General features: G+C 68.1%; 18 protein-coding genes. 5 read left to right on the forward strand and 13 right to left on the reverse strand.

Going from position 1 to position 20,936, the window contains the following annotated elements:
• Positions 1–82 precede the first annotated feature (82 nt).
• The 4 genes from WIX39_RS00170 to WIX39_RS00185 are packed head-to-tail and all read right to left on the reverse strand — an operon-like array spanning position 83 to position 2,602.
• On the reverse strand, positions 83–1,045 hold the full coding sequence (locus WIX39_RS00170) for an aspartate carbamoyltransferase catalytic subunit (protein WP_409194296.1): 963 nt from the start codon (positions 1,043–1,045) through the stop codon (positions 83–85).
• The gene (pyrR, locus tag WIX39_RS00175) at positions 1,045–1,542 is read right to left on the reverse strand and encodes a bifunctional pyr operon transcriptional regulator/uracil phosphoribosyltransferase PyrR (protein ID WP_081268857.1); all 498 of its coding nucleotides are present in this window, start codon (positions 1,540–1,542) and stop codon (positions 1,045–1,047) included. The genes WIX39_RS00170 and pyrR overlap by 1 nt, the downstream gene beginning before the upstream one ends.
• Positions 1,539–1,994 (reverse strand): Holliday junction resolvase RuvX, encoded by a 456-nt coding sequence (gene ruvX, locus WIX39_RS00180; protein WP_409194297.1) that lies wholly within the window; start codon positions 1,992–1,994, stop codon positions 1,539–1,541. The genes pyrR and ruvX overlap by 4 nt, the downstream gene beginning before the upstream one ends.
• Positions 1,995–2,002: 8 nt before the next feature.
• Positions 2,003–2,602 carry a YqgE/AlgH family protein gene (locus WIX39_RS00185; protein WP_081268859.1) on the reverse strand — a complete coding sequence of 200 codons (600 nt, stop codon included), beginning with the start codon at positions 2,600–2,602 and terminating at the stop codon, positions 2,003–2,005.
• Between WIX39_RS00185 and WIX39_RS00190 the strand changes: the two genes are divergently transcribed.
• Positions 2,603–4,102, forward strand: a complete 1,500-nt coding sequence (locus WIX39_RS00190) for a cryptochrome/photolyase family protein (RefSeq protein ID WP_081268860.1) — start codon at positions 2,603–2,605, stop codon at positions 4,100–4,102.
• A gap of 46 nt (positions 4,103–4,148) precedes the next feature.
• On the opposite strand, the gene WIX39_RS00195 is transcribed toward WIX39_RS00190, so the two are convergent.
• The 6 genes from WIX39_RS00195 to WIX39_RS00220 all read right to left on the reverse strand — a co-directional run bounded on the left by WIX39_RS00195 (position 4,149) and on the right by WIX39_RS00220 (position 14,457).
• Complete coding sequence (locus tag WIX39_RS00195; protein WP_409194298.1) at positions 4,149–10,352, reverse strand: hybrid sensor histidine kinase/response regulator; 6,204 nt, start codon at positions 10,350–10,352, stop codon at positions 4,149–4,151.
• Between the two features lie 184 nt (positions 10,353–10,536).
• Positions 10,537–12,843: a methyl-accepting chemotaxis protein gene (locus WIX39_RS00200; RefSeq protein ID WP_409194299.1), complete on the reverse strand. Its 2,307-nt coding sequence runs from the start codon at positions 12,841–12,843 to the stop codon at positions 10,537–10,539.
• 42 nt (positions 12,844–12,885) lie between these two features.
• Positions 12,886–13,419: a chemotaxis protein CheW gene (locus WIX39_RS00205; protein ID WP_409194300.1), complete on the reverse strand. Its 534-nt coding sequence runs from the start codon at positions 13,417–13,419 to the stop codon at positions 12,886–12,888.
• 19 nt (positions 13,420–13,438) lie between these two features.
• On the reverse strand, positions 13,439–13,804 hold the full coding sequence (locus tag WIX39_RS00210; protein ID WP_081271090.1) for a response regulator transcription factor: 366 nt from the start codon (positions 13,802–13,804) through the stop codon (positions 13,439–13,441).
• A complete protein-coding gene (locus tag WIX39_RS00215) occupies positions 13,804–14,202 on the reverse strand; it encodes a response regulator (protein WP_409194301.1) in 399 nt (132 codons plus the stop codon). The genes WIX39_RS00210 and WIX39_RS00215 overlap by 1 nt, the downstream gene beginning before the upstream one ends.
• 84 nt (positions 14,203–14,286) lie before the next feature.
• Entirely contained in the window at positions 14,287–14,457 is a 171-nt protein-coding gene (locus tag WIX39_RS00220) for a rubredoxin (RefSeq protein WP_007838397.1), read from the reverse strand.
• A gap of 111 nt (positions 14,458–14,568) precedes the next feature.
• On the opposite strand from WIX39_RS00220, the gene thiD reads away from it, so the two are divergent.
• The 3 genes from thiD to WIX39_RS00235 are packed head-to-tail and all read left to right on the forward strand — an operon-like array spanning position 14,569 to position 17,315.
• On the forward strand, positions 14,569–15,531 hold the full coding sequence (gene thiD, locus WIX39_RS00225; RefSeq protein WP_106936801.1) for a bifunctional hydroxymethylpyrimidine kinase/phosphomethylpyrimidine kinase: 963 nt from the start codon (positions 14,569–14,571) through the stop codon (positions 15,529–15,531).
• Positions 15,532–15,548: 17 nt separating this feature from the next.
• Entirely contained in the window at positions 15,549–16,829 is a 1,281-nt protein-coding gene (gene hemL / locus WIX39_RS00230; protein WP_409194302.1) for a glutamate-1-semialdehyde 2,1-aminomutase, read from the forward strand.
• Positions 16,830–16,832: 3 nt separating this feature from the next.
• Positions 16,833–17,315: a hypothetical protein gene (locus tag WIX39_RS00235; protein ID WP_409194303.1), complete on the forward strand. Its 483-nt coding sequence runs from the start codon at positions 16,833–16,835 to the stop codon at positions 17,313–17,315.
• A 31-nt stretch (positions 17,316–17,346) separates the two neighbouring features.
• Here the strand turns inward: WIX39_RS00235 and purH are convergent, their stop codons facing one another.
• Genes purH through dusB form a run of 3 tightly spaced genes read right to left on the reverse strand, consistent with a single transcriptional unit; the run spans position 17,347 to position 20,285 of the window.
• Positions 17,347–18,954 (reverse strand): bifunctional phosphoribosylaminoimidazolecarboxamide formyltransferase/IMP cyclohydrolase, encoded by a 1,608-nt coding sequence (purH, locus tag WIX39_RS00240; RefSeq protein ID WP_409194304.1) that lies wholly within the window; start codon positions 18,952–18,954, stop codon positions 17,347–17,349.
• Positions 18,955–18,969: 15 nt separating this feature from the next.
• Positions 18,970–19,206: a Fis family transcriptional regulator gene (locus WIX39_RS00245; RefSeq protein ID WP_007838304.1), complete on the reverse strand. Its 237-nt coding sequence runs from the start codon at positions 19,204–19,206 to the stop codon at positions 18,970–18,972.
• A gap of 17 nt (positions 19,207–19,223) precedes the next feature.
• Entirely contained in the window at positions 19,224–20,285 is a 1,062-nt protein-coding gene (gene dusB, locus WIX39_RS00250; protein ID WP_081271096.1) for a tRNA dihydrouridine synthase DusB, read from the reverse strand.
• A gap of 172 nt (positions 20,286–20,457) precedes the next feature.
• Between dusB and WIX39_RS00255 the strand changes: the two genes are divergently transcribed.
• Entirely contained in the window at positions 20,458–20,922 is a 465-nt protein-coding gene (locus WIX39_RS00255) for a YqaA family protein (protein WP_081271097.1), read from the forward strand.
• The last annotated feature ends 14 nt before the right edge of the window (positions 20,923–20,936 follow it).

Below are 20,936 nucleotides of genomic sequence, written 5' to 3' on the forward strand. Positions count from 1 at the left end.
TCGCCGGGCCACTGGTGTTGCCCCCGGCAGGGGGTTGGCGAAGCGACACGAAGTGCGCGAAGACTGGGGGCGAGCAACATGTCTATGCTTCGTTGCCAGCGACGATGCTCATGACGGCCATGCGGACCGCGATGCCGAAAGTGACCTGCGGAAGGATCACGCTCTGCTTGCCGTCGACCACGGCGGAGTCGATCTCCACGCCGCGGTTGATCGGGCCCGGGTGCATCACGATGGCGTCGGGCTTGGCCAGTTGCAGCTTCTCCGGCGTGAGGCCGAAGGTCTTGAAGAACTCCTGCGACGACGGCAGCAGCGCGCCGCTCATGCGCTCGTTCTGCAGGCGCAGCATGATGACCACGTCGCAGTCCCTGATGCCGTCTTCGAGCGTGTGGAACACGCGCACGCCCATGCCGGCCATGTCGGCGGGCACCAGCGTCTTGGGGCCGACCACGCGCACCTCGGCGCAGCCGAGCGTGGTGAGCGCATGGATGTCGGAGCGCGCCACGCGCGAATGCAGCACGTCGCCGACGATCGCGACCGTGAGGTTCGAGAAGTCTTTCTTGTAGTGGCGGATCGTGTACATGTCGAGCAGCCCCTGCGTCGGGTGCGCGTGGCGGCCGTCGCCGGCGTTCACCACGTGCACGTGCGGCGCGACGTGCTGCGCGATCAGGTACGGCGCGCCCGACTCGCTGTGGCGCACCACGAACAGGTCGGCCGCCATCGCGCTCAGGTTGGCGATGGTGTCGAGCAGCGACTCGCCCTTGGTGGCCGAGGAGCGCGCGATGTCGAGGTTGATGACGTCGGCCGACAGGCGCTTGGCCGCGATCTCGAAGGTGGTGCGGGTGCGCGTGCTGTTCTCGAAGAACAGGTTGAACACGCTCTTGCCGCGCAGCAGCGGCACCTTCTTCACCTCGCGGTCGCTCACGCTGGTGAAGTTGGCGGCGGTGTCGAGGATGTGCGTGACGATGTCCTTGGGCAGGCCCTCGATCGACAGCAGGTGGATCAGCTCGCCGTGCTTGTTGAGCTGGGGGTTTCGCTTGTAGAGCATTACTTGCTTTCCTCCACCTTGAGGCTGAATGCGCCGCTGTCGGCTCGCGCCAGTGCCAGCAGCTGGGTGGCCGGCAGCGTAAGCGTGGTGGCGGCAAAGTCCGCGGCCACCGGCAGCTCGCGCCCGCCGCGGTCGACCAGCACCGCGAGCCGCACGCAGGCCGGGCGGCCGAAGTCGAACAGCTCGTTGAGCACCGCGCGGATGGTGCGGCCGGTGTAGAGCACGTCGTCGAGCAGCAGCACGTCGGTGCCGTTCACGTCGAAGGGCAGCGCCGTCTGCGCGCTGGCCGACAGGCCGCGCCGGGCGAAGTCGTCGCGGTGCATGGCCGACGAGATGACGCCCGGCGCACCGGGCAGGCCCAGGTCTTTCTGCAGCCGCTCGACCAGCCAGGCGCCGCCGGAGGTGATGCCGACCAGCCTGGTTTCAGGGCGCATCAGCGTCTTTACGCCGGCAAGCAGCGTCTTGTAAAGCGCTTCGGCATCGGGAATTGAACTCACGTGAGACTCCTCAGGAATTGCTCCAGGATGATGCAGGCGGAGGCGGCATCGGCATCGCGGGCGCCTGACGACAGGGCCTCCGTGGTGCTGTAGCGCTCGTCGACCTCGAACACCTGGAGATTGAAACGGCCCCGCAGCTGCCGCGCGAACTTCTGCGCGCGGCGCGTGTTCTCGTGCGGGGCGCCGTCGGGGTGATAGGGAACGCCGACCACCAGCGCGTCGGGCTGCCATTCCTTGATGCGCGCCTCGACCTGCGCGAAGCGGGCGTCGGCACCCTCGGCCTTGATGGTCGCCTGCGGGGTGGCGGTGCCCAGCAGCCGGTTGCCGCTGGCCACGCCGGTGCGCTTCAGGCCGTAGTCGAAGGCAAGGAAGGTCTGGAAATGGGCGGGGACGGCGGCAGGGGCGGCAGGGACGGAAGAAGCGGGAGCGCCGGGAGCGGGAGCGTCTGGCATGACGGCGTTCAGGCGTGTCCGGCCAGCGGGGAGAGCTTCCAGGCCTCCAGGCCAAGCAGCAGCAGCGCCTTGTCGTAGCGCTGGTCGACCGGGGTGTCGAAGATCACGGCCGGGTCGGCGCCGACGGTGAGCCAGCTGTTTTCGGCCAGTTCCGACTCGAGCTGGCCCTCGCCCCAGGCCGAATAGCCCAGCGAGACCAGCACCTTGCGCGGGCCGGCGCCGGTGGCCAGGGCCTCCAGCACGTCCTTGGAGGTGGTCATCTCCAGGCCGCCGGGGATGGTCATGGTGGAGGCGTAGACCGATTCCTCGGGCTTCTCGGCCTGGGTGAAGACGGGCTCGTGCAGCACGAAGCCGCGCTCGGTCTGGACCGGGCCGCCCTGGAAGACGGGGGCCTCGCCCAGCTCGGGGCGGGCCAGGTGCAGTTCGATCTTCTCGAAAAGCACCTTGAGGTTGATGTCGCTGGGTTTGTTGATCACCAGCCCGAGCGCGCCGCGCTCGCTGTGTTCGCAGAGGTACACGACGCTGCGGTTGAAAGTTTTGTCTTCCATCCCGGGCATCGCTATCAAAAAGTGATGCGTGAGGTTCATCGGGGCAGAATCGGCAGCCATATGCCTCCGATTTTACTGGCCGTCGACAAGACCTATCCCAAAGGGCTCATGTGGTTCCGCCGCGACCTTCGCGTGGACGACAACGCCGCCCTCTACCGCGCGCTGCGAGCCTGCCGTCAGGTCGTCTGCGTTTTCGTATTCGACAAGGCGATCCTGGATCCGCTGCCCACCGTCGACCGGCGGGTGGAATTCATCCGCGAATCCCTGGTGGAGCTGGAAGCCGAGCTGCGCGCGCTGGGCGGGGGGCTCATCGTGCGGCACGGGCTGGCCGCGCATGAGATCCCGGCGCTGGCCCGCGACCTCGACGTGCAGGCCGTGTTCGCCAACCGCGACGACGAGCCCGACGCGCTGGAACGCGACGCCAAGGTGTTCGGCGCGCTGGCCAACGCGGGCGTCACCTTCCACACCTACAAGGACTCGACCGTCTTCGACCGCGACGAGGTCATGACCAAGACCGGCCAGCCGTACACGGTGTTCACGCCCTACAAGCGGGCCTGGCTGGCCAAGGTCGACTCGTTCTTCCTCAAGTCGTACCCGGTGCGCGGCCATGCCGACGCGCTGGCGCCGCCACCCGAGGCCTACCGCGAGCCGGTGCCCACGCTGCGCGAGATCGGCTTCGAGAAAAGCAACCTGTCGACGCTGGAAATGCCGACCGGCACCAAGGGCGCCGGCGCGCTGTTCGAAGATTTCTTCGAGCGCATCGACCGCTACGACGAAGCCCGCAACTTCCCGGCGGTGCGCGGCCCCAGCTACATGGGCGTGCACCTGCGCTTCGGCACGGTGTCGATCCGGCAGATGGCGAGCCTGGCGCACCAGCTCTCGCTGCAGGGCAATGCCGGGGCGGCGACCTGGCTCAGCGAGCTGATCTGGCGCGACTTCTACTTCCAGATCCTGGCGCACTTCCCGCACGTGCACACGGGCGGCGAGTCGAAGAGCTTCCGCCCCGAGTACGACAAGATCCAGTGGCACCACGGCAAGCATGCCGACCAGCTGTTCGACGCCTGGTGCCAGGGCCGCACCGGCTACCCGCTGGTGGACGCGGCCATGCTGCAGATCAACCAGAGCGGCTACATGCACAACCGCCTGCGCATGGTGGTGGCGAGCTTCCTGTGCAAGGACCTGGGGCTGGACTGGCGGCGCGGCGAGGCCTACTTCGCGCTGCACCTGAACGACTTCGAGCTGGCGTCCAACAACGGCGGCTGGCAGTGGGCCAGCTCGAGCGGCTGCGACGCGCAGCCCTACTTCCGCATCTTCAACCCGGTGACGCAGAGCGAGCGCTTCGACCCCGAAGGCAAGTTCATCCGCCGCTACCTGCCGCAGCTGGCGGGGCTGTCGAACGCGGCGATCCACGCGCCGTGGATGGCGTCGCCGGTGGAGCTGGAGGCGGCGGGCATCAAGCTCGGCGAGACCTATCCCAAGCCGGTGGTCGACCACGCCGAGGCGCGCGAGAAGACGCTGCAGCGCTACGGCGTGGCGCGGGCCAAGGCGCTGCAGAAATGAAAAAGGGGCCGCGAGGCCCCTTTCCGTTTCCGGGCAGGCGCGAACCTCAGGCGGCAGCCGCCACCAGCGCCGGCTCGCTCGTGTACGCACGCACCAGGCGCAGCAGTTCTTCTTCCGAATACGGCTTGCCCAGGTAGTGGTTCACGCCCAGCGTGCGCGCGTAGTCGCGGTGCTTCTCGGCGATGCGCGAGGTGATCATGATGATCGGCAGCTCGGCCAGGCCGGCGTCGGCGCGGATGTTGCGGGCCAGGTCGAAGCCGTCCATGCGCGGCATCTCGATGTCCGACAGCACCACCGCCGGGCGCTCCTGCTGCAGCCGTTCGAGCGCCTGCAGGCCGTCGGCCGCGAGCGACACCCGGTAGCCTTCGCGCTGCAGCAGGCGCTGCGTGACGCGGCGCACGGTGATGGAGTCGTCCACCACCAGCACCAGCGGAATCTGCGGCGCCACCGGTGCCAGCAGCGCCGGCTCCTGCGGCACGCCCTGCTGCGCCTCGGCCGACCCCGTGCGGGCCGGTGCCGCCGCCAGCGCGGCAGCCTGGCGCTCGCGCGCCTGCTCGCCGTGCACCGCCGCCAGCGCCACCGGGTTGTAGATCAGCGCCACTGCGCCCGAGGCCAGCACCGAGATGCCGGCCAGGCCGGGCAGCCGCGCGAGCTGCGGGCCGAGGTTCTTCACCACGACTTCCTGGTTGCCCAGCACTTCGTCCACGTGCAGCGCCACGCGCTGCGCCGCGCTTCGCACGACCACGAGCGTGTTGTTCTTGGCCGCCGCGTGTTCGCTGCGGGCGGAGGCCTGCAGCAGCGCGCCGGCCCAGTAGAACGGCACCTGCTCGCTGCCGAAGGGATGGCTGTTGTGCAGGTAGGCCGCTTCCAGGTCGGTGCCGCTCACGCGCTGCACCAGTTCCACCAGGTTCGACGGCACGCCGATCGACACATCGCCCGCGCGCAGCATCACCACGTGCGTCACGGCGGTGGTCAGCGGCAGCACCAGCTTGAATGTGGTGCCCTGGCCCGGCGTGCTGTGCGTTTCGATGCGGCCGCCGAGCGCGGCGATCTGCGCGCGAACCACGTCCATGCCGATGCCGCGGCCGGCCAGCTCGGAGACCTGCCCCGCCGTCGAGAAGCCGGGCTTGAAGATCAGCTCGGTGGCTTCCTCGGCGGACAGCTCCTGGTCGGCGCCGATCAGGCCCAGCACGCGGGCGCGCTCGGCGATGCGCTTGTTGTCCAGGCCGGCGCCGTCGTCGCGGAAGCTCACCGAGACGTCGTTGCCCTCATGGTGCAGGTCGATGACGATCAGCCCGCTGGCGTCCTTGCCGGCCTTCTCGCGCGCAGCCGCGTCCTCGATGCCGTGGGCCACGCAGTTGCGCAGCAGGTGCTCGAAGGCGGGCGTCATGCGGTCCAGCACGCCGCGGTCCATTTCGATGGAGCCGCCGACGATGTCCAGGCGCACCTGCTTGCCGGTGTCCTTGGAGGCCTGGCGCACCACGCGGTAGAGGCGGTCGGAAATGCCCTCGAACTCCACCATGCGCGTGCGCAGCAGGCCGCGCTGCAGTTCACGCGTCTGGCGCGCCTGCACGCTGAGGTCGTCTTCCGTCGCCTGCACCGTCTTCTGCAGGGTGCGCTGCACGGTGGCCACGTCGTTCACCGACTCGGCCATCATGCGCGTGAGCTCCTGCACGCGGGTGAAGCGGTCGAACTCCAGCGGGTCGAAGCTCTGCTGCGAATCCTTGGCCTGCGCCAGGCGCGACTGCATCTGGCTTTCGGCCTGCACTTCGATGTCGCGCAGCTGCTGGCGCAGGCGGTCCAGGTTGCCCGTGAGGTCGGCGAGCGAGCCGCGCAGCTGGCCCAGTTCGGCCTCCAGGCGCGAGCGCGTGATGATGACCTCGCCGGTCTGCGCGACCAGGCGGTCGAGCAGCTGGGTGCGGATGCGCACGGCCTGGCTCGACACGGCGCGCAGCGGTGCGAGCAACGTGGGCGCCGGGCGCGGCTGCAGGGCGGACGCCGCCGTGGCCGGCGCGATGTCTTCGGCGGTGTCGTCCTCGTCGCCCGGCACGGGCGCCGCGTTCTCGTCGTTGGCGGGCACGCCGGCTTCGGGCGCGACCTGCACCAGTTGGGCAGCCGGCGCGGAGGCGCTGGCGCTCGCCACCAACTGGGCCAGCTCGACCTGCGTGGCGTCGTCGGCCGCGCGCAGCGCGTCGAATGTGGCCTGCAGCGCGTCGAGGCGGCCGAGCAGCTTCTCGACGTCGGCGCGCTCGGCGCCCTGCGAGCCCAGGAGTTCGATCTCGGACTCCATGCGGTGCGCGCGTTCGCCCAGGCGCATGGCGCCGGCGAGGCGGGCGCTGCCCTTGAGCGTGTGCAGCGTGCGCAGCACCGCGGCGCGGGGCGCGCTGTCGTCCGGGTGGTGCGCCCACTGGCGCAGCGATTCGCCCAGCTGGGGCAGCAGTTCGGCGGCCTCTTCCTCGAAGATCGGGAACAGGTCGACGTCGACCGCGTCGGCCAGGTCGATGGCGTCCTCGGAGTCGTCGAGCGCCACGTCGGCGACGCTGTCGGTGGAAACCACCTGCTGCAGCGGCCGGGCTTCGGCGCGCATGGCGACTTCGGTCGGCATTGGCGAATTGGCGATGTCGCGCAACGCCTGCAGCGTGCCTTCGGACGGATCGCGCAGGAAGCCGACCGCGAACTGGTGCAGCAGGCGGCGCAGCTCGTCGGCCGCGGCCACCAGCACCATGCCCTGCTCGCGCGTGCCGCTGCCCTGCATCTGCAGGTGCTGCAGCGCGGATTCGAACAGGCGGGCCATGCCCGACAGGCTGTGGAAGCCGACGGTGGCCGAGCTGCCGGCCAGCGAGTGGGCCAGCGCGACGGTCGAGTCGGGCAGGCGCTCGTGCGATTCGAGCGCCCATTCCCCGACATCGGTCGCCAGCTGGCGGGACCATTCGTCGGCTTCGTTGAGGTAGACGTTGTAGAGCGCGATGCCGATGCGCAGCGGACCGATCACCTTGACCTGGTCTTCGGCGCTCGAGGAGACGGCGATTTCCTCGACGGCCTGGTGCGGCTGTGGCACCTCGTGGGCAGCCTGGGCCTCGACCGGCTCCGGCAGCTCGTCGGCAACGAGGATCTGCGGCTCGACGGGCGCGGCAGGCGCCTCGACGATGGGCGCGAGCACTTCGGCGATGACCGGCTCGGGCTCGGGTGTTGGCTCCGCTTCGGGCTCGGGCTCTGGCTCTGGCTCGACTGCGACGAGCTCCGGCTCAGCCGCAACTGCAGGCTCGTGTTCGGGCTCGGCCGCCAACTGCGGCTGCGGCGCTTCTTGTTCTTCGTGCGGCTGCTCCACCGCTTCGATGACTTCGGGCTCCCGAGCCTGAACGGGCACGGGCTCCAGTTCGGGCTCCCAGGCGAGGTCGGGCAGGCTGGGCGCCGCAGGCGATTCGGGCTCGACGCCGGCCACGGGTTCGGCCTGCAGCTCGGGCTCGGCGGGCGGCGGCACCACCGGTTCGGGCTCGCTGCGCGGCTGCGTCTTGGCTGGCGCGAGGAAGTCGAACTCGTCGCCGCTGGGCAGGCTCAGCAGCGGCGCGGGTTCGGTGGTCTGCCGGGTTTCGAAATCGAGGAAGTCGGTCGACGCGAAATCGTCGTCGGCCTCGGGAGGCGGCGCGGGCTCGGCCCAATCGAGGGGTTCGAGCGCGGGTTCCTGTGCGGTGTCCCGTGCAGGTTGGGGGGCCGCATGCGCCGCGGGCGACACCGGCTCCGGCGTCAGCGACAGGTCGGGCAGGTCCGGAAGCGCCGGCATCGGCAGCGGCGCCACGGCCGGCGCCGCCACGGGCGCCTCGGCGGCGATGTGGCGCGCCGCGACCGCCAGGGCCTCGGCATCGGCCACGCGCACCGGCGGCGGTACGGGTTCGCCGGCCAGCAGAGCGTTGGCCACGCGGCTGAACGGCGCGGCCTGCCACGAATGCGGCTGGCCGGCCGCGATGGCCTCGACCCATTCGCTGAATTCACGCAGGGTTCTTTCGGTGCCGGACAGCAGCTCGGGCGTGGCCGCGCGCTGGTCTGCCAGCCAGGTGTTGAGCACCTGTTCCAGCGACCAGGCGGCATCGCCAAATTCGGTGAGGCCGACCATGCGCGAGCTGCCCTTCAGCGTGTGGAAGGCGCGGCGCAGGATGGTGAGCTCTTCGGTGTCGTCCGGATAGCTGGCGAGTTCGGCAATGGCCTCCAGGCCGTTCTGCACCACCTCGCGGGCCTCGTCCAGGAAGATGTTCTGCAGGTCGTCTTCTTCGAGCTCGGTGACTTCGGTGTCGGGCAACGCCGACGGGCCGGCGATCTTGTTCGTCCAGCTGTCGGCCTTGTTGCTGAATTCCTCGATCGGCGAGACCTTGGCCTTGCGGTTGGGCGTGGCCAGCGCGGCCAGCTTCGAGGCGATCTGGGCGTCGACTTCCTCGATGCTCAGCACGGCTTCGGCGGCCGGGGCCTGGCCGGCGGCGGCGCTGTCGGCGGCCGGGCTGTCGGTGGCCTGGCGGCCCATCAGCGGCTTGAGCTCGCCCGCCTCGGCGTCGAACACGAACAGGCGCTTGGCCAGCGCGGGCTGGTAGCCCAGCATGTCGATCAGGAAGCCGAGCGCGCCGAGGTTGTTGCCCAGCGCGTCGAAGCCGGCCATTTCCTCGGCCGGCGAGGCGCTGACGAGCATCGCCTCGACGTCGTCGCGCATGCGCTGCACGGTGTGCGCGGCCTGGTCGAGGCCGAGCACCGAGAACACGCCGCGCATCTGCATGAGCTGCGTCGGCACGGTGCGCAGCAGGCCTTTTTCGGCCGGCCGGCGGAAGTACTGGTCGAGCGACTTCTCGAGCTCGCTCAGGTGGCTGCGCAGCTCGTCGACCACGGTGCCCATGGTCTGGCGGTCGCTCACGCGGCGGTAGAGGTCTTCCATCCACGGCTCGAGCGGCTCGGAATGGCCGCCGCCCTGCACGCGCTCGATGCGGCCGGCCAGCTGCAGCGTGCGGGCCGTGAGCTGGGGGTCGCTCGGGTCGAGGTCTTCGAGCGCGGCTTCCAGGTAGAGCACCGAGGTGGCGACTTCCATCGCCAGTTCGGTGTCCGGCGGCCGGCCGGCGCGCAGCGAGGCCTCGACCGCGTGGGTCAGCGCATGCACCATCGGCAGGCTCGGAGGATGCAGCTTCTGCAGCGATTCGCCGAGCTGCGCGAAGGTGTCCGCCACCTGGCGCGTGCGCGATACGTCGCCGCCCGAGAGCGCCGACCACATTTCCTTGGCTGTCTCGATGCGCTTGCGGGCCTGCGAGAGCACCAGCGGATCGAAGCGGCCGAACTGCTCGACGGTGTAGTCGACGCGCGGTTCGTTGGCGATGCCCCAGGCGCTGCGCACGGTGCGCAGCGTGGGCGCTTCATCGCGCGCGGTGGGTACGGCCTGGGCGCAGAAGAACAGCAGGTCCTGCCCGAGGCGGTCGGACACCACGCTGTCGCCGCGCGCGAGCGTGGCGTATTGCAGCAGCACGCGCGAAGCGGCGCGCTTGACGTAGGCGTCGGCCGGGATCAGGCCCAGCGCCAGCGCCTCGAAGAAGCCCGCGGCCAGCGTCCAGAAGCTGGCGACGCGCGGCAGCAGCGCGCCACGGCCGAGCCCCAGGCACAGCGCATGCAGCCGGCGCGCGGCCTGCGTGTCGCCGGACTTGACCAGCTGCAGCACTTCGCGGTCGAGCCGCGAACGCACGGACGGGTCGTAGGCGACCGCGGCCTGCGTGAGCGCGGGCTTGATCTCGACCCAGCGCCATGCCGTGCCCCAGAGGTCGGCGGGATGCACGCGCTCGTTGCCCACCAACTCCAGCACGTCGCGGTACTGCGGAAACAGCGCCACAGACGACACCGGCTTGCCGGCCAGCAGGGCGTTGAGGAAATCGGTGACGGCAAAGCCGGCACGCTCGATCTTGTGAACCGCGGCTTCGGTGCAGCGCCGCGGGTCGGCAATGAAGCCCTGCACCGCGAACTCGATGGCGCCGAGCACCAGCGCGGGCGACGCATGCCCCACCATCTGCAGCGCCCCGACGGCCTGGTGCAGTTGCTGGCGGGCCATCTGCAGCGGGCCGCTCTCGGGTTCCTCCGGCGAGCCCAGGTCGCGCACGAAGCGCCGCAACGACTTGCCGACACCGTCGAGGGATTTCTGGATTTCTCCAAGCACCCAGGCCAGCGGCCCGAGGTCTTCGGTGGCCGGCACGTTGCCGGCGAGGGGGGCCGTGGCAGGGGTTTGAATCGACACGTTGGGTGCTCGCCGTTCTTTAGCTGTCAGTTTTCCGAAGGGCGCTGCGCGCCCTGAATGCACAAAGCCATCGCGGCCACTTCAAGGAACACCGCGGAACCGGCTTTGCCGGGCCGCCGGTGTTGCCCCCGGAAGGGGGTTGGCGAAGCGACACGAAGTGCGCGAAGGCTGGGGGAGAGCGTCATCACGCAATCTTGAAGCGGGCTACCGAGCGGCGCAGTTCCTCGGCCATCTGCGAGAGTTCGCGCACCTGCTGGGCCGTGGTACGCGTACCTTCTCCGGTCTGTTCCGTCACCGCAAAGATGTGCTGGATGTTCGCGGCCACCACGTTGGCCGAATCGGCTTCGCGTGAGGCGGATTGCGAAATCTGCTCGATCAGGTCGGCGAGGCGGCGCGACACGCGGTCGATCTCGGACAGCGCGGTACCCGCGTTGTCGGACAGCTTGGCCCCTTCGACCACACCCTGCGTGGAGCGCTCCATGGCGCCCACGGCATCCTGCGTGTCGGTCTGAATGGCCTTCACCAGCGCCGAGATCTGGCGCGTGGCGTCCGCGGAGCGTTCGGCCAGTCGCTGAACTTCTTCCGCCACCACCGAGAAGCCCCGGCCGGCTTCACCGGCGGATGCGGCCTGGATGGCGGCGTTCAGGGCCAGCACGTTGGTCTGTTCGGTAATGTCCGAGATCAGTTCGGTGATTTCACCGATCTCCTGCGACGACTCGCCCAGGCGCTTGATCCGCTTGGAGGTTTCCTGGATCTGGTCGCGGATGGAGTTCATGCCGCCGATGGCGTTCTGCACGGCCTGCAGGCCCGACGATGCGGCCTGCAGCGACTGGCGCGCCACCGTGGCGGACTCTTGCGCCTGGGAAGACACGCCGTTGATTCGCTCGGCCATGGTCAGCACCGACTGGCCGGTTTCGCGAATCTCGCGCAGCTGCTCGGTCGAGGCGGCCAGCAGCTCGGTCGAGGTGCTTTCCACCTGCGACGTCGTCTGCGCCACGCGGGTCGCCGTGTTCTGCACGTTGCCCACCAGCAGGCGCAGTTCTTCCACCGTGTAGTTCACCGAGTCGGCGATGGCGCCAGTGATGTCCTCGGTCACGGTGGCTTCCTGCGTCAGGTCGCCTTCGGCCACTGTCTGCAGTTCGTTCATCAGCCGAAGAATGGCGGCCTGGTTGGCGTTGTTCACGCGGCCGGCTTCTTCCGAAGCCTGCTCGGCGGCCAGACGCTCGCGTTCGGCGACGGCGGCGCGTTCGCGGCCTTCGCGCACCTGCACGAAACCGATGGCGCCGGCCAGTGCCAGGGCGGCCAGCGACAGCACGAACAGCAGCACGATGGTGCCGGCGCCCAGGCCGGTGCGCGCCGAGAGCTTGTCCTGCAGGCCGCCGAGCGACTTGCGCAGCGGTTCGCTGTCGGTCAGGATGGAAGCCTGCGCTTCGCGCGCCGCCACCAGGCCCTGCAGGTTGCCCAGAATGGCGGAGGCCTGCGTGCGCATCTGCTCGTAGGTCTTCAGGATGGCTTCGAGCTGCTCGCGCGTCTGCGGGTCCTTCGAGCCGGGGAAGCGCTGCTGCGCATTGCCGTCGAGCAGGCCGCGGGTGGTTTCCTGGAAGGTGTTCAGGTCCTTGCCGAGCAGGAACACGGCGTCGGGGTTCACACCCTCGACGGTGAAGAATTCGTTGGTCGACTTGCCGATGCGCTGGGTCAGCATCACGAGCTGGCCGGCGGCCGAGATTTCAGGCAGCGTGGCGTTCTGCTGCATCTTCAGCGACGCGACGGTTTCCGTCATTTCGAGCAGCGTGGACGACTGCTGGTTGATGTCGCGCAAGGCGGCGCCCACCTGCGTCAGGATCTGGCGCTGGGCCAGCACGGCCTTGGCGCTGGTGTCGGCGCGGGCGACGAGGGGATTGATCTTGTTCATCTCCTCGTCGTACTGGTTGCCCACGCGCTCCAGCCGCAGCGAATCGTCGCCGTTGGTCAGGCCCTGCACGCGGCGCGTGAGGTCGTCCGCGCTGTCCTTCACTTCGACGAACGCCGAGGCGCTGCCGACGAGGGCCTGCGAGATCGACTTGGCAAGACGCTGCGACTGCATCAGCGCCTGGCCGGTGGCCGCCACCTGCTGTGCCAGGCGTTCGGCGCGAAGAATGGCGGAGCCGGCCACCAGCAGCAGCAACAGCACCACCACCGCCAGCATGATCGCCAGGATGCGCTGCTGCCTGGCGGGGGCGGCGCCCACGCGGCCGCCCGAGGCGTCGGGCACGGCGTCGAGCGCGGCGGCGCCGGGCTCGTTGGCGGCGTCGCCGCCGCCGGGCAGCTCGACCTCGCCGAAGCTGGTGTCGGCCGTGCCGCTCTTCCTGGCGAGCCTCACTGTCTTTTCGTCCGGAACCTGGACCGTGTCGACATCGTCGAGCGATATCGCACCGGAGCCGTCGACGGGGGCCTTGTCGTTCCCGTTGGTCACGGGCAGTAATTTCTTGAACTTGTCGGCGATCGAGCTCACGGTCGGTCCTTCAGGTGGTTTCGGGTGCTGCGTGCCGGGGCACTACGCACCAATACTCAAAAACTGGGGTTGCTGCGAAAGCGCCTGCAGGTTGACTTCCTGCCAGCGCTCCCCTGCCGCGTCGGTGTACAGATGCCCGTGCCAGGCAGGTGCTTCTGCGCCGGGAGGCTCGGAGGCCATGAAGGCTTCCGCGCCCCGCAACCCCGCCAGTCGATCGACCAGCAACGCGCAGTTGACTTCGAGCAGCTCGTTGAAGGCAACGAGCCGCGACTGGATGCGCGCCGCCTCGGAGGCGGCCTGCGTGCCCGGGCCGCCGGCGGCGAATGCCGACAGCTGCACCACGCCGTAGAGGCCGCCGCGCAGGTTGGCCACGCCGAGGAACCAGGGCTCCGTGTAGGGCACGGGCTGCGGCGGGGTCCAGGGAAAGATCTCGCCGGCATGCCCCAGCGGGAAAAGGTATTTGCCCTCGCCCGCCTCGACCGCCAGCCACGTGGCGGCCACGCCGGTGGTGCGGGCGGCCTGCAGGCGGCTCGCCAGCCGGGACTGGAAGGCTCTCAGAGCATCGCGATTCGCCATGGACTGGGCAGGCTTTCGCTCAGTTCAGCGCGCTGATCTTGGACATCAGGTCGGCTGCGTTGACCGGCTTCACGATGTAGTCGCGCGCGCCCTGGCGCATGCCCCAGACGCGGTCGGTTTCCTGGTTCTTGCTGGTGCACAGGATGATCGGGATGGCGGCGTACTTCGGGTCGCGTGCGATCGCGCGCGTGAGCTGGAAGCCGTTCTGGCCGGGCATCACGACGTCCATCAGGATCAGGTCGGGGTGCTCTTCCTCGAGGCGGCGCATGGCGTCGTCCGCGTTCTCGGCGGTCTTGACGGCAAAGCCATTCTTCTGGAGGAGGTCGGTGAGGAAGACGAGCTCGGTTTTGGAGTCGTCGACGACGAGGATTTTGCGAATGGGCATTACTGCGCTTCCTGTTGAACGATGCCAAACTGCTGCACGGCCTGCAGCAGCTGGTCTTTGGTGAATGGCTTGGTCAGGTAGTCCTGGGAGCCGACCATGCGGCCGCGCGCCTTGTCGAATACACCGTCTTTCGAAGACAGCATGACGACGGGGACGTTGGAGAAATGAGCGTTGCGCTTGATGATGGCGCAGGTCTGGTAGCCGTCGAGCCGCGGCATCAGGATGTCGCAGAAAATCAGGTGCGGCTTGTGGTCGTTAACCTTGGAGAGCGCATCGAAACCGTCTTCAGCGAGAAGAACCTCGTGCCCGCCCTGCTTCAGAAAAATCTCGGCACTGCGCCGGATGGTGTTGCTGTCGTCGATGACCAGCACCTTGTAACCAGATCCACTCGGGCCCATTGCAAACGCTCCTGCTCATGAGACTTGGAAGCCCGCCGCGCCGAACACCGACGCAGACCGCGTAGCTCTATCTATGCCATGCTTTCAGATTTCCACCATTTCGAAGTCTTCCTTGCGCGCACCGCACTCGGGACAGGTCCAGTTCATCGGAACATCGGCCCAGGCCGTGCCTGCCGCGATACCGTCCTCTGGTACACCAACAGCTTCGTCATAGATCCACCCACAAATCAGGCACATCCAAGTTTTCGTATTCATCGGAGCTTAAAGTCCTTGTTCATTAAATGCAACGAGTGTATCTATGCGTATCTCATTAGCGGACTGTAAACGTCGCGCCTATGCCACCATCCAGGGGATGGAGCCCGGCGTATGACCATCTACTTACTTCCAGCAGATAACGCCCGCAAACCCGGCGATCTTAACGACCCCTCGCAGGCCGAGGACGAGGTCGCCGAGCGCGACCTGAATCCGCCCTGCGTGCTGGTGTTCAACGCCAGCGACCCCAGCGGCGCGGGCGGACTGGGCGCGGACGCCCTGGCCATGGCCTCGGTGGGGGCGCACGTGCTGCCGGTCGTCACCGGCGCCTACGCCCGGGACACGGCCGAGATTTTCGACCACTTCGCCTTCGACGAGGAAGCCATCGCCGAGCAGGCGCGCTCGATCCTCGAGGACGTCGAGGTCCAGCTCATCAAGGTGGGCTTCGTCGGCACGCCCGACGCGCTGAGCACCATCGCCGAGACCGCCGCCGACTACCCCGACGTGCCCGTGGTGGCCTACATGCCCAACCTGTCGTGGTGGGACGAAAACCTGATCGAGCCCTACCTGGACGCCTTCCGCGAACTCGTTCTGCCCCAGACGACCGTGTTGGTAGGAAACCACAGCACGCTGTGGCGCTGGCTGCTGCCGGACTGGAGCGGCGAGCGGCCGCCCACCGCGCGCGACATTGCCAAGGCCGCCGGCGAGTTCGGCGTGGCCTACACGCTGGTGACCGGCCTCGTGCTGCCGGACCAGTTCATCGACAACGTGCTGGCCTCGCCGCAGTCGGTGCTCACGAGCGAAAAGTACGAGCGCCTCGAAGCCGTGTTCACCGGCGCCGGCGACACCCTGTCGGCCGCGCTGGCCGCCCTGCTGGCCAGCGGCACCGACCTCGTGGCCGCGACCACGGAAGCGCTGGCCTACATGGACCGCTGCCTCGACGCGGGCTTTCGCCCCGGCATGGGCCACGTGCTGCCCGACCGCCTCTTCTGGGCCGAACCGGAAGACGACGAAGACGATGAAGACCCGGACGCGCCGCCCGACTTCGCTCTTCCCCCCCACGACACCCGACACTGACTGATCAACCCGACCCGATGACCGACCGCAACGACACCCTTTTCGAACGCGCCCGCGCCGTGATCCCCGGCGGCGTGAACTCGCCCGTGCGCGCCTTCAAGGCCGTGGGCGGCACGCCCCGCTTCATCCAGCGCGCGCAAGGCGCCTATTTCTGGGACGCCAACGACAAGCGCTACATCGACTACATCGGCTCCTGGGGTCCGATGATCCTGGGCCATGGTCACCCGGCCGTGGTCGAGGCGGTGCAGAAGGCGGTGCTCGAAGGCTTCTCCTACGGCGCGCCGACCGAGCGCGAGATCGAACTGGCCGAGGCCATCCTTGCGCTGGTGCCGTCGATGGAAATGGTTCGCCTGGTCAGCTCGGGCACCGAGGCCGCCATGAGCGCGCTGCGCATGGCGCGCGGCGCCACCGGGCGCAAGAGCATCGTCAAGTTCGAGGGCTGCTATCACGGCCACGCCGATGCGCTGCTCGTGAAGGCCGGCTCCGGCCTCGCCACCTTCGGCAACCCGACCTCGGCCGGCGTGCCGCCCGAGGTGGTGCAGCACACGATCGTGCTGGAGTACAACAATCTGCAGCAGCTGGAAGAAGCCTTCGCGCTGCACGGCAAGGACATCGCCTGCCTGATGATCGAGGCCATTGCCGGCAACATGAACTTCGTGCGCGCGACGCCCGAGTTCGCCAGGCGCTGCCGCGAGCTGTGCACGCAGCACGGCGCGCTGCTGGTGTTCGATGAAGTGATGACGGGCTTTCGCGTGGGCCTGCATGGCGCGCAAGGCGTGCTGGGCATCAAGCCCGACCTCACGGTGCTGGGCAAGGTCATCGGCGGCGGCATGCCGCTCGCGGCCTTCGGCGGGCCGCGCGCGATCATGGAACAGCTCGCGCCGCTGGGTCCGGTCTACCAGGCCGGCACGCTGTCGGGCAATCCGGTGGCCACGGCCTGCGGCCTCGCCACGCTGAAGGAAATCGCCAAGCCCGGCTTCTACGAAGCGCTGGGCAAGAAGACGCGCTCTCTGGTCGACGGCCTGAAGGCCGCCGCGGCCGCCGAGGGACAGCCCTTCAATGCCGACAGCGAAGGCGGCATGTTCGGCTTCTTCCTCATGAAAGACCTGCCGCAAAACTATGCCACCGTGATGACAACCGACAACGCGAAATTCAATGCGTTGTTTCACGGTTTGCTCGATCGCGGCGTGTATATTGCCCCCGCGCTTTACGAGGCAGGCTTCGTGAGCGCAGCCCACAGCGACGACGACATCGCCGCCACCATCGAAGCCGCAAGACAAATCTTCAGAACCCCCTAGCCCATGAACTCCCTGCGCACGCTGCCGGTCTTGAGCATCGCTCTTCTCATTCCCGGCCTCGCGTCAGCGCAGGACTCCTTCGACCTGAAGAACGTCTGGATCAACCCCGGCTTCTACTCGGCGCACTTCGACGGCGGCAAGGGCTTGGAAAACGTCAACCAGGGCCTGGGCTTCGAGTACCCGCTGAACGACACGTACCGTGTCACGGCGGGCACCTTCCGCAACAGCGACCGCCGGCAGTCGAACTACCTCGGGCTGTATGTGCTGCCCATCGAGTTCTACGGCGTGAAGTTCGGCGCCGTGGTCGGCGGCTTTGACGGCTACCCCAACTACCGCAACGGCAACTGGTTCCCGGCCATCCTGCCGGTGGCCGCCATCGAAGGCAAGAACTGGGGCCTGAACATCGCCTACGTACCGACGATCAAGAACCGGCTCTACGGCGCCGTCACTTTTCAATTGAAGTACCGGTTCGGCAACCACGAGTAAACCGCGGTCGCCGAACCTCGGCTTCCGCCGCTCAGTGCCTGAAGTGGCGCACGCCTGACAGCACCATCACCACGCCGCGCTCGTCGGCTGCGTCGATCACTTCCTGGTCGCGCATCGAGCCGCCCGGCTGGATGACGCAGCTCGCGCCCGCGTCCACCACCACATCCAGGCCGTCGCGGAACGGGAAGAAGGCGTCGCTGGCCACTGCGGTGTCCTTCAGCGAGAGGCCGGCGTGCTCGGCCTTGATGCTGGCGATGCGCGCGGAGTCGAGGCGGCTCATCTGGCCGGCGCCCACGCCCATCGTCATGCCGTTGGCGCAGAAGACGATCGCGTTGCTCTTCACGTACTTCGCGACCTTCCATGCGAACAGCAGGTCCTGCAGCTGCTGCGGCGTGGGTTGCTTCTTGCTGACCACCTTCAGGTCGTTGATCGACAGCTCGTGGTTGTCGGCGGTCTGGATCAGCAGGCCCGAGCCGACGCGCTTGACGTCCATGGCGTTGCGGCCGTTGTCCCAGTCGGTGGTTCCCCCCTTGGGCAGCGCGATTTCGAGCACGCGCACGTTGAGCTTGGCCTTGGTGGCCTGGAACACTTCGAGCGCCTCGGGGGTGTAGCCCGGCGCCATCAGCACTTCGACGAACTGCTTGGCAATTTCTTGCGCGGTGGCGCCGTCGACCGGGCGGTTGAAGGCGATGATGCCGCCGAAGGCCGAGGTGGGGTCGGTCTTGAAGGCCTTGCCGTAGGCTTCGGCCGCGTCCTTGCCAACCGCCACGCCGCAGGGGTTGGCGTGCTTCACGATCACGCAGGCCGGCACGTCGAAGCTCTTCACGCATTCCCACGCCGCATCGGCGTCGGCGATGTTGTTGTAGCTGAGTTCCTTGCCCTGCAGCTGCTTCGCCGACACCAGCGAGCCGGGCGCCGGATGCAGGTCGCGGTAGAACGCGGCCTGCTGGTGCGGGTTCTCGCCGTAGCGCAGGTCCTGCACCTTCACGAAGCGGCCGTTGCTCTGCGCAGGGAACAGCGAGCGCTTGGGCGCGCCCTGGCCGATGCTGGCGTCGAAGTCGATGGCCGAGAGGTAGTCGCTGATGGCGCCGTCGTAGTCGGCGATGCGGTTGAACGCGGCCACCGAGAACGCGAACTTGGTCTTGTCGCTGAGCTTGCCGTCGGCCTTCAGCTCGGCAAGCGCCACGGCGTATTGCGAGGCGTCGGTCAGCACGCCGACGTCCTTCCAGTTCTTGGCCGCGCTGCGCACCATGGCCGGGCCGCCGATGTCGATGTTCTCGATCGCGTCCTCGAGCGTGCAGCCGGGCTGGGCCACGGTGGCTTCGAACGGATAGAGGTTGACGATCAGCAGGTCGATGGTGTCGATGCCGTGTTCCTTGATGGCCGCCACGTGCGCCGGCAGGTCGCGGCGCGCCAGCAGGCCGCCGTGGATCTTCGGGTGCAGCGTCTTCACGCGGCCGTCGAGCATTTCGGGAAAGCCGGTGTGGTCGGCGACTTCGGTCACCGGCAGGCCGGCGTCGGCCAGCAGCTTGGCGGTGCCGCCGGTGGACAGCAGCTTGATGCCCAGCGCATGCAGCGCCTGGGCGAATTCGAGGATGCCGGTCTTGTCGGATACGGAGATGAGTGCAGTCTGAGCCATGGATATGCCGTGGAGTTATTTCAAAAGTTTGTGCTCGACCAATTTCTTGCGGAGCGTGTTTCTGTTCAGGCCGAGCCATTGCGCGGCCTTCGACTGGTTGCCCTCGGCGCGCGTCATCACGACATCGAGCAGGGGTTTCTCGACCACGCGCACGAGCATTTCGTACATGCCGTCGGGTTCGGTGCCGCGCAGATCGCGAAAGTAGCTGTCCAGACTGGTGCGCACGCAGTCCTCGATGTGTTTCTTGCTCATTGCTTCTTCTCTTCTTCTCAATCGACGGCGCAGGCCGCCTCCTCTTCACCAGACAGCTCGCTGTCTGCCTCGTGCTGCACGGGCATGCGTTCCATGCGGTCCGCCAGCCCGTCGAAATAGTCGCCGACCGCGCGCAGCTGCTCGCCGCAGTCCTCGATGGTGTTCATGCGCGCGCGAAACGCCTCGCCCTCAGGCAGGGTGCGCACGTACCAGCCGATGTGCTTGCGCGCAGTGCGCACGCCGCTGTAGTCGCCGTACAGCGCATAGTGCTCCACGAGATGGTCGAGCAGCAAGCGGCGCACTTCCGCCACCAGCGGCGGCGCGCGGTGCGTGCCGGTTTCGAGGAAGTGCGCGATCTCGCGGAAGATCCACGGCCGGCCCTGCGCGGCGCGGCCGACCATCACCGCGTCGGCGCCGGTGGCCGCGAGCACGTCGCGCGCCTTCTCGGGCGAACGGATGTCGCCGTTGGCCACCACCGGCACGCGCACCGCGGCCTTCACGGCGGCGATGGTGTCGTATTCGGCGTGGCCCTTGTAGCCCTGCTCCCGCGTGCGGCCGTGCACCGTGAGCATCTGCACGCCGGCCGACTCGAAGTCGCGCGCCAGCTTCACGGCGTTGCGGTGGTCGTGGCTCCAGCCGGTGCGCATCTTCAGCGTGACCGGCACATTGAAGGGCCGCGCTGCATCGACCACCGCCTGCACGATCTCCAGCGCCAGCGGCTCGTCGCGCATCAGCGCCGAGCCCGCCCATTTGTTGCAGACCTTCTTGGCCGGGCAACCCATGTTGATGTCGATGATCTGCGCGCCGCGCTCGATGTTGTAGACCGTGGCCTCGGCCATCATGTCGGCGTCGGTGCCTGCGATCTGCACCGCAATGGGGCCCGGTTCGCCGTCATGGTTGGCGCGCCGTGATGTCTTGAGCGTGCCCCAAAGCTCCTTGCGCGACGTGACCATCTCGCTGACCGCGTAGCCCGCGCCCAGCGCACGGCACAACATGCGGAAGGGCCGGTCCGTCACGCCGGCCATGGGCGCGACGAACAGGCGGTTTTCCAGCGTGTGGTTGCCGATCTGCAAGGTCATTTGGGAGGAAGCGGTGCGCGTTCGGCTGCTGAAAAATGAGGCACGATTGTAGCCACGTGGCATTTCAGCGACTGAAACGATTTGCGCTTGGGTACCCGTGAAAACACGGGTGCGTGCCGGGGCCTTATCCCACGCGGGCGCGACGTGAGCGCTGCCTATACTGCGCGACCTTATGCAAGCCTGGCTCGACTCCCTCCTGGCGCTGATGGCGCTGCCGCAGTACGGTCTCTCGACCCTGTTCGTCGCAGCGTTCGTCTCGGCGACCCTTCTGCCGGTGGGCTCCGAGCCCGTGCTCTTCGGCCTGCTCAAGCTCAACCCGGACATGTTCTGGCCGGCCATCGCGGTCGCGACGGTGGGCAACACGCTGGGGGGCGCGGTCGACTGGTGGATGGGCTACGGCGCGCACAAGGTGGCCGACAAATACTCGCACTCGAAACACCATGTGCGGGTTTTGGGCTGGCTGGAGAAGCTCGGCCCCAAGGCCTGCCTGCTGAGCTGGCTGCCGCTGGTGGGCGATCCGCTGTGCGCGGTGGCGGGCTGGCTCAAGCTGCCGTTCTGGCCCTGCTTGGCCTACATGGCCATCGGCAAGTTCCTGCGCTACGTCACCATGACGGTGGCGCTGCTGCAGATCTTCTGATCGACTTCGCCCCG

This window comes from Variovorax sp. AB1(2024) (assembly GCF_037482385.2).
Classification (GTDB): domain Bacteria; phylum Pseudomonadota; class Gammaproteobacteria; order Burkholderiales; family Burkholderiaceae_C; genus Variovorax.

Coding starts and splice junctions, on each gene's coding strand:
- WIX39_RS00170 (WP_409194296.1), bottom strand. CDS start 1,045: ATGCTCTACAAGCGAAACCCCCAGCTCAACAAGCACGGCGAGCTGATC.
- ruvX (WP_409194297.1), bottom strand. CDS start 1,994: ATGCCAGACGCTCCCGCTCCCGGCGCTCCCGCTTCTTCCGTCCCTGCC.
- WIX39_RS00185 (WP_081268859.1), bottom strand. CDS start 2,602: ATGGCTGCCGATTCTGCCCCGATGAACCTCACGCATCACTTTTTGATA.
- WIX39_RS00190 (WP_081268860.1), top strand. CDS start 2,603: ATGCCTCCGATTTTACTGGCCGTCGACAAGACCTATCCCAAAGGGCTC.
- WIX39_RS00205 (WP_409194300.1), bottom strand. CDS start 13,419: ATGGCGAATCGCGATGCTCTGAGAGCCTTCCAGTCCCGGCTGGCGAGC.
- WIX39_RS00210 (WP_081271090.1), bottom strand. CDS start 13,804: ATGCCCATTCGCAAAATCCTCGTCGTCGACGACTCCAAAACCGAGCTC.
- WIX39_RS00215 (WP_409194301.1), bottom strand. CDS start 14,202: ATGGGCCCGAGTGGATCTGGTTACAAGGTGCTGGTCATCGACGACAGC.
- WIX39_RS00220 (WP_007838397.1), bottom strand. CDS start 14,457: ATGAATACGAAAACTTGGATGTGCCTGATTTGTGGGTGGATCTATGAC.
- thiD (WP_106936801.1), top strand. CDS start 14,569: ATGACCATCTACTTACTTCCAGCAGATAACGCCCGCAAACCCGGCGAT.
- hemL (WP_409194302.1), top strand. CDS start 15,549: ATGACCGACCGCAACGACACCCTTTTCGAACGCGCCCGCGCCGTGATC.
- WIX39_RS00235 (WP_409194303.1), top strand. CDS start 16,833: ATGAACTCCCTGCGCACGCTGCCGGTCTTGAGCATCGCTCTTCTCATT.
- purH (WP_409194304.1), bottom strand. CDS start 18,954: ATGGCTCAGACTGCACTCATCTCCGTATCCGACAAGACCGGCATCCTC.
- WIX39_RS00245 (WP_007838304.1), bottom strand. CDS start 19,206: ATGAGCAAGAAACACATCGAGGACTGCGTGCGCACCAGTCTGGACAGC.
- dusB (WP_081271096.1), bottom strand. CDS start 20,285: ATGACCTTGCAGATCGGCAACCACACGCTGGAAAACCGCCTGTTCGTC.
- WIX39_RS00255 (WP_081271097.1), top strand. CDS start 20,458: ATGCAAGCCTGGCTCGACTCCCTCCTGGCGCTGATGGCGCTGCCGCAG.